We start from the raw sequence: 1596 nt of genomic DNA on the forward strand, positions 1-1596 counted from the left end.
GGTGCCGGCGCGGGGTCGGGTGTCGCGGAGCGGTCGGGTCCGCGGTTGGAGGCGTTGGACCGGGGGCTGGTGGCGGTCGCGCAGGAGGAGGGGGTCTTTCTGAGTTGGCGGTTGCTCGGTGGGGAGGTGACCGGGCACACCGACAGCGGGGTCGCGGGGACGGACTTCCGGGTCCTGCGGGACGGCCGGCAGGTCGCGACGGTCTCGGATTCCACCAACTACCTGGACACCGAGGGCACCTCGCGTTCGCGCTACCGCGTGGTGCCGGTCGACCAGAACCGCCCCCCAGGGCCCGGTGCCGGCGTGCGGCCGACCTCGCAACGCTTCCACGAGATCCCGCTGCAGCGCCCCGAGGACGGGGTGACACCCGCCGGCGAGGAGTACACCTACTCCGCCAACGACATGTCCGTCGGCGACGTCGACGGCGACGGCGCCTACGAGTACATCGTCAAATGGGACCCCTCCAACTCCAGGGACGTCTCCCAGACCGGCTACACCGGCAACGTCTACCTGGACACCTACGAACTGGACGGCACCCTCCTGCACCGCGTCGATATGGGCGTCAACATCCGCGCCGGCGCCCACTACACCCAGTTCCTGGTCTACGACTTCGACCAGGACGGACGCGCCGAGATCATGCTCAAGACCGCACCGGGCACCACCGTCACCCGCTACACCCCCCACGGCCGCCCCACCCACACCCGCCCCATCACCCTCCCCCGCCAGGACATCCGCGACGGCGTCACCCACCACGACGACTACCGCCTATCCGCCACCGACTACTTCGACCACCTCGTGGACACCTTCCAGAACTGGCACACCCACCCCGAAGTCGTCGCCGGCAACTGGCCCACCACCCTCGAAGAAGCCCTCGGCCTGGACCCCACCTACGACTACCCCCTCAACCAGACCGACGCCACCGCACTGGCCGACCACTTCATCGACGTCTACGCCCCCGCCCGCAGCGAACGCAACCAACTCCGCGACTTCGAAGGCTTCATCCTCCATGGCCCCGAATACCTCACCGTCCTGGACGGCCACACCGGAGAAGAACGAGACACCATCCACTACACCCCCGACCGCCACGACGACGGACTGATGTGGGGCGACTACGCCATGAACCGCATCGAACCCGGCAACCGCGTCGACCGCTTCCTGGCCACCGTCGCCTACCTCGACGGCCAACGCCCCGCCGCCGTCTTCGCCCGCGGCTACTACACCCGCACCACCCTGGCCACCTACCACTACGACGGCCACCGCATCCGCCCCCACTGGAACGTCGACTCCGGCTTCACCCCCATGACCAACCCCTTCCACGACTCCCCCCACGGCCTCGACGGCACCGACCCCACCCACGGCACCCTCACCACCCAGGGCTTCCACTCCCTGACCTCCGCCGACATCGACCACGACGGCCACCAGGAAATCGTCTACGGCTCCGCCACCCTCGACCACGACGGCCAACTCCTCTACAGCTCCACCGCACCCATGCCCCCCGAAAGCGACACCCCCGACACCACCGCCCGCCTCGGCCACGGCGACGCCATGCACGTCACCGACATCGACCCCCACAACCCCGGCCTCGAAATCTTCACC

At 69.0% G+C, this 1596-nt stretch carries 1 protein-coding gene; it reads left to right on the plus strand.

The genetic code is table 11. The annotated features are described in order from the left end of the window. Positions 1-45: 45 nt before the first annotated feature. The coding region (locus CRP51_RS27965) for a rhamnogalacturonan lyase family protein (protein WP_500691309.1) at positions 46-1596 on the plus strand (1551 nt) is incomplete at its 3' end.

This window comes from Streptomyces zhaozhouensis, from assembly GCF_900230195.1.
Classification (GTDB): domain Bacteria; phylum Actinomycetota; class Actinomycetes; order Streptomycetales; family Streptomycetaceae; genus Streptomyces; species Streptomyces zhaozhouensis.